Raw genomic sequence first — 6,129 nt, 5'->3', positions numbered from 1 at the left:
GGCCCGGCCCGCCGCCCGCCCCCGCGGTGGTGGTTACTTGTTGGGCATCTTGTCGTAGGCGGTTTGCTGGATCTCGAGGTAGCGCTTGAGGCCGAGGCCCTCGAGGCCCTTGACGTAGCTGTCCCAGTCGGTGTCGAGGTTCTTCGAACCGGTGACGAACTGCAGCGCGTTCTGCTGCACGTAGTTGTCGATGTTGGTCTGCAGCGTGGCGACCTCGTTCGCCAGGGTCGGGTCGATCCACACCTTCCAGTACGGGTAGATCTTCGACTTGTCCTCCTCGCCGGCGTACAGCTTGGTCGCCTCGTACAGCCGCCGCTCGTACCCCTCCTGGGAGTAGACGTCGGTGCCGATCGCCTCGGAGTTCCGGTAGCGCGCCGTGTTGTTGTACTGCGCGAGCGCCTGCCATCCCGAGTTCGGCGGCTTCGCTCCGGGCTTCTGCGGAATCTGCTTGAAGATCGGCTTCAGGGACTTGTCCAGCGCGACGTCACCAGGTTCCGGCTTCTTCCAGGTCTTGCCCTCCTTGCCCCAGAAGGCGTTGATCTGCCCCTCGTCGGTGAACATGTAGTCGAGCAGCTTGATCGCCTGGATCTGCTCCTCCTGCGTCGCCTTGTTGGTCAGCACGAACGTCGCGCCGGGCGCACTCGGGAAGTTGTAGCCGGTGTAGTTCGCACCGCTCGGCCCGGTCAGCGGCGGTACGGCGTCGTACTGCTTGTCCCGTCCGTCCGCGGAACCGGTGTTCACGAAGATGCCCGGGTGCAGGACCGTCGCGGCGCCGAGGATGACGCTGCCGGCATGGTTGCCCTGCTGGGACAGCGCGTCCGGATTCTGGGTGAAGGCACCCCGGTCGATCAGGCCGTCCTTGTACAGCGAGTTCAGGTACCGCAGACCTTCACGCCAGCCGTCCTTGTCCGCCTGGATGTCGACCTTGCCGTCGTTCAGCACGAGCGTCGAGTTGTTGTTTCCGCTGGTGCCTTGCGGGTCATAAATGAAGGCGTTCATGAAGTACGGAATCAGCACGTCGCGGACGTCGGCGCTGAGCGGAATCTCGTCGGCCTTGCCGTTGCCGTTCGGATCCTTGGTCTTGAACGCCTCCAGGACCTTGCGCATGTCGTCGGTCGTCTTCGGCTGTTCGAGGCCGAGCTTCTTCAGCCACGCCGAGTTCATCCAGAGCTTCGCCTGGTAGGTGCAATGGAAACAGTCCACCCACTGCGGCATCCCGTAGATCTTGCCGTCCGGCGCGGTGGCCATCGCCTTCCACTCCGGCGTCGAGTCCAGGGCCTTCTTGACGTTCGGCGCGTACTGGTCGATGAGCTGGTTGAGCGGGACGACCACACCCTGGTTGGCCAGCTTCAGCAGGTCCGCCTGGGTGAACTGGTCCACCCACGGGATCAGCAGGTACAGGTCGGGATAGTCACCGCTGGCCAGTGAGATCTGCCGCTTCTCCTTGGCCGGACCGCCGTCGAACGTCGTGGTCTGCCACTTGATCGACAGGTTGAACTTCTGCTTCACCACCTGGGTGAAGTCGTTCGTGGCCAGGTTCCAGTCGGCCGCCTGAGGCGCGAAAACGTCGAGCGTGACGGCCGGGTTGCCGGTGATCGTCGGCAGCGGCTTGTCCGCCGCGTCCTCGGCGCCGGCGCCACCGGAACAGGCCGCGAGCGCGAGGGCCAGCATTGTCGCGCCGGCGACCGCGGCCCGGCGACGCCGTCCGGGCCGTGTGAATTGAACAGACATAATCCCTCACAGGGGTCGAGGTGATGCGGAGGATCAGCCCTTCACGGCGCCGATCATGATTCCCTTGGTGAAGTAGCGCGCGACGAACGGATAGATCAGCAGCACCGGCACACTCGCCACCACGATCAGCGAGTACTTGAGCAGGTCGGCCAGTTGCTGGCGTTGGAGGACCACCGAGGCGTCGACTGCGCCGCCTCCGGTCGTGTTCAGGATCAGGATGTTGCGCAGCACCAGCTGCAGCGGGAACAGATCCGGATTCTTCAGGTAGATCAGTGCGTCGAAGTACGAGTTCCACTGCATGATCGCGTACATCAACGCGACCACCGCGATCATCGGCTTGGCCAGCGGAATCACCACCGACCAGAGGAACCGCAGGTCGCCGCACCCGTCCAGCTGCGCGGCTTCGACGAGCTCCTCCGGGATCGTGGTCCGGAAGTACGTCCGGGCGATGATCACCTGCCAGACACCGATTGCCTGCGGGATGATCAACGCCCACCGGGTGTCGAGCAGCCCGGCCGACTGCACCACCAGATAGGTCGGGATCAGCCCGCCGGTGAACAGCATCGTGAACAGGATCAGCGTCATCACGACGTTCCGGCCGACGAGCGTACGGCGGGACATCGGATAGGCGATCGCGATCGTCATGGTGACGCTGACGACCGTGCCGACGACCGTGTAGAACAGCGAGTTCAGGTAGCCCTGAACGATCTGCGGGTTCTCGAAGACCGCGTGGTAGCCGCGCAACGAGAAGTCCACCGGCCAGAACAGCACGCGACCGGACGACACCGCTTCCGGGCTGCTGAACGAGCTCGCCACGATGTAGAGCAGCGGCAGCAGCACCACGGCGAGAAAGACGACCAGCAGCAGGTACACGCAGAACAGGAACATCCGGTCGGTGCGTGACTCGCGGATCCGCCGGGTCCGCGCCGCTCGGCGCTCGCCACGCTTGGTCGGCAGGGTTCGGGTCTCGGTCTGGACGCTCATGACCACAATCCGTTTCCGGTGAGCCGCTTGGCAACCGCGTTGACGCCGAGCAGCAGAACCAGGTTGATCACCGAGTTGAACAAGCCGACCGCGGTCGCGGAGCTGAAGTCCGCGTTCAGCAGGCCGGTCTTGTACACATACGTCGCGATGATCTCGGACTCACTCAGATTGAGCGGGTTCTGCAGCAGGAAGGCCTTCTCGAAGCCGATCGCCATGATGTTGCCGACGGCAAGGACGAGGATGATGACGGCGGTCGGCATGATGCCGGGCAGGTCGACGTGCCGGATCCGCTGCAGCCGGCTGGCACCGTCGATCTTGGCCGACTCGTGCAGCGCCGGGTCGATGCCGGCCAGCGCGGCCAGATAGATCACCGCGGAGTACCCGGTGGTCTGCCAGACGTCCGACCACACGTAGATGTGCCGGAAGTAGTCCGGGTTACCGAGGAAGTCGACCGCCGGGACGCCGAAGAACCCGAGCCCCTCGTTGACGATACCGAGACGCGGCGACAGCACCAGGATCGTCATCGAGACCACAACCACGGTGGAGATGAAGTACGGCGCGTACGTGACCAGTTGGACGGTGCGCTTGAACAGACCGTTGCGGATCTCGTTCAGCGCCAGCGCGAGGATGATCGCGATCGGGAAGCTGGCCGCGACCGTGTAGACCGACAGCAGGAAGGTGTTCTTCACCAGGGTCCAGAACACCGGGTTGGCGAAGAACAGCTCGAAGTTCTGCCAGCCCACCCAAGGACTCCCCCAGATGCCCTTGACCACATTGAAGCTCTTGAACGCGAGCACCGCGTTCGACATCGGGATGTACTTGAAGATGACGAACCAGATCAGCGGCACGACCATCAACAGGTACAAGGTCCAGTGCCGGCGCAGGCTGCGCCGGAATCCGCGGAAGCCGGGCCGTTCCCGGCTGCGCTGCTTCCTGGGCCGTGCCGGGGTTTCACCGGCCGGTGGCCGGACGGTTGTCAGGGTTGCCATCTGCGCTCCTCGTCCCTGCCGGTGATCAACTCGTGGCCACGCGCGTGCCGATACCGGCTGTCAGCCTGACCGGCAGCCGGTCCGCCCCGTGGCGAACGACACGCACCTGGTCCCGGTCCGCGGTCAGCACCGCCTCGACTCCGTGCGGCGTCCACGTGAGATCGACGACCACGCCACCGCGGGCCCGGAGGCCGGTCATGCGGCCGCTGCTCCACTGCGTCGGCAGCGCGGGCAGCAGTTCGATGTCGCCGGTGTGGCTCTGCAGCAACATCTCCGCGATACCCGCCGTCGTACCGAAGTTGCCGTCGATCTGAAACGGCGGATGCGCGCAGAACAGGTTCGGGTAGACGCCCGCGCCGCTGCCCGGACGGCCGATCGCGGTGTCGTCGGCCGGCCGCAGGAACGCCCGGACCAGCCGGTGCGCGGCGGCGGCGTCGCGGAGGCGTGCCCGCAGGCAGATCTTCCATGCCAGCGACCATCCCGTCGCCTCGTCGCCGCGCAGCTCGAGGGTCCGCGCGGCGGCCGCGGCGAGTTCCGGCGTACCGTCCGGGGTGATCGCCTCGCCCGGATGCAGGCCGATCAGGTGCGACATGTGGCGGTGCTGCGGGTCCTCCTCCGGAAGGTCGGCGGCCCACTCCTGCAACTGTCCGCGGGCACCAATCGGCGGATCCGGCAGCCGTTTCCGCGCGGTGCTCAGCTCGACGACGAGCGGATCGACGACGTCGAGCAGGTCCGCCGTACGCTCGACCACTCCGAACAGGTCCGCGATCAGCGCCAGGTCCATCGTGGACGACTCGGTGACGGAGGCGGGCTGCCCGTCGGCGGCGATGTAGTCGTTCTCCGGTGAGGTCGACGGCGACGTACCGAGACTGCCGTCGGGCAGTTCCACCAGCCAGTCGAGGCAGAACTCTGCGGCACCACGCAGGACGCGCCACGACTGCCCGAGGAACTCCAGGTCGCCGGTGAACTCGTAGTGGTCCCACAGGTGCCGAGCCAGCCAGGCGCCGGCGAGCGGCCAGTTCGACCAGCGCGGGTCCCCTTCGACCGGCGCGGTCCACTGCCAGGCGTCGGTGTTGTGATGAGCGGTCCAGCCTCGGCAGCCGTACCGTTCCCGCGCGGTGGTGCGTCCTGCCTCGGCGAGCTGATCGATAAACCTGAGCAGGGGCTCGTGGCATTCGGACAGGTTGGTGGTCTCGGCCGGCCAGTAGTTCATCTCGGTGTTGATGTTCACCGTGTAGTTCGAGCTCCACGGCGGCCGGAGGATGTCGTTCCAGATGCCCTGCAGCGTCGTCGGCAATCCACCCGGTCGCGAGCTCGCGATCATCAGGTAGCGGCCGTAGTTGTAGACCAGTGCGGCCAGCGCCGGATCCTCGTCATCGACCCCGCGCCGGATCCGCTCGTCGGTCGGCAGTTCGGAGTGGGCCGTGACCGGCAGCTCGAGCGCCGAGCGACGGAACAGGCGCCGGTGATCTTGCTGATGGTCGGCCACGAGGGCGTCGTACGCGCGGTCCGCGGCAGCGAGCGCGATGCGATCCGCGGCCGACCAGCATTCCTCCGCGGTCCTGCTGTTCTGGTACGACGTGGCGCTCGACACGAGCAGGGTGATCTCGGTGGCGACGCCCACCGTGAGCTCGTCGTCAGCGGTTCTCAGCTCGCCGTCGCTCGCGGCACGCAGCGCGACAGCGGCGGCCATTCCGCGATCAGCGCCCTCCGAGTAGCGGATCGGCTCGGGTACGGAACGGTGCGGCGGTGCCACGTCGGCCGGCGCCTGCAGCAGCAGTCCCAGTCCGTTGCCGACGGCGTGCGAGCGTGCTTGCAGCTGCGACGACAGTCGGCATCGCAGTCCCAGCACAGGTTCGGACGCGGTCAGTCGAACCACGAGTACGTCGTCGGGCGCGCTCACGAACGCCTCTTGCCGGATCACTACCTCCCCGACCTCGTACTGCGTCGTTGTGATCGCGGCATCGAGATCGAGGTCCCGGCTGTACTGCGTGACGCTCCCGGCCGCGGGTACGACGCCGGCGACGGCAACTTCGAGGTGGAGATCGCCCAACGGGAGGAACGCCTGCGAGTAGCCGGAGTGGAAGCCTTTCGCCAGTTCATGCGCCCCACGGACATCGCCGGACCGTAGAGCGTCGCGCACCGCCTGCACCGCCTGCGCACCGGTCGCGCCGAGCGGAGTGGACAGCAGGCGCGCGGTTTCCGGGCCGCCCGACCACAGCGTCTCGTCGTTCAGGCCGATCCGATCGGTGCCGACGCCGCCGAAAGCCATCGCGCCGATATGCCCGTTGCCGAGCGGCAGGGCCTCCAGCCAGGCGCCGGCCGGACGGTCGTAGTGCAACCGCTGGGACGCGGCGCGGTCCTGGCTCACCAGCTGACCCATCCGCAACCTCCTGCCGAAGATCAGTTATTGATCCTACGAATT

General features: G+C 66.4%; 4 protein-coding genes. All 4 read right to left on the bottom strand.

What is annotated here, in order from left to right; genetic code table 11:
- Positions 1-33 precede the first annotated feature (33 nt).
- From AB0B82_RS31210 to AB0B82_RS31195, 4 genes are read right to left on the bottom strand one after another with little or no spacing between them, the layout of a single operon-like run.
- Complete coding sequence (locus AB0B82_RS31210) at positions 34-1,731, bottom strand: ABC transporter substrate-binding protein (protein WP_360176655.1); 1,698 nt, start codon at positions 1,729-1,731, stop codon at positions 34-36.
- 33 nt (positions 1,732-1,764) lie between these two features.
- Positions 1,765-2,715, bottom strand: coding sequence for a carbohydrate ABC transporter permease (locus AB0B82_RS31205; protein WP_360176652.1), 951 nt, complete (start codon positions 2,713-2,715; stop codon positions 1,765-1,767).
- A complete protein-coding gene (locus AB0B82_RS31200; RefSeq protein ID WP_360176649.1) occupies positions 2,712-3,704 on the bottom strand; it encodes an ABC transporter permease subunit in 993 nt (330 codons plus the stop codon). The genes AB0B82_RS31205 and AB0B82_RS31200 overlap by 4 nt, the downstream gene beginning before the upstream one ends.
- 25 nt (positions 3,705-3,729) lie before the next feature.
- Entirely contained in the window at positions 3,730-6,087 is a 2,358-nt protein-coding gene (locus AB0B82_RS31195; protein WP_360176647.1) for a glycoside hydrolase family 95 protein, read from the bottom strand.
- Positions 6,088-6,129 lie beyond the last annotated feature (42 nt).

Source organism: Kribbella sp. NPDC048915 (assembly GCF_040649595.1).
Classification (GTDB): domain Bacteria; phylum Actinomycetota; class Actinomycetes; order Propionibacteriales; family Kribbellaceae; genus Kribbella.
The sequence above is the reverse complement of the archived record's forward strand: the minus strand, read 5'-3'. Positions and strand labels throughout refer to the sequence as shown.

What these genes read in the sequence shown, in the direction of transcription:
- AB0B82_RS31210 (WP_360176655.1), bottom strand. Translation starts at nt 1,731, where the DNA reads ATGTCTGTTCAATTCACACGGCCCGGACGGCGTCGCCGGGCCGCGGTC.
- AB0B82_RS31205 (WP_360176652.1), bottom strand. Translation starts at nt 2,715, where the DNA reads ATGAGCGTCCAGACCGAGACCCGAACCCTGCCGACCAAGCGTGGCGAG.
- AB0B82_RS31200 (WP_360176649.1), bottom strand. Translation starts at nt 3,704, where the DNA reads ATGGCAACCCTGACAACCGTCCGGCCACCGGCCGGTGAAACCCCGGCA.
- AB0B82_RS31195 (WP_360176647.1), bottom strand. Translation starts at nt 6,087, where the DNA reads ATGGGTCAGCTGGTGAGCCAGGACCGCGCCGCGTCCCAGCGGTTGCAC.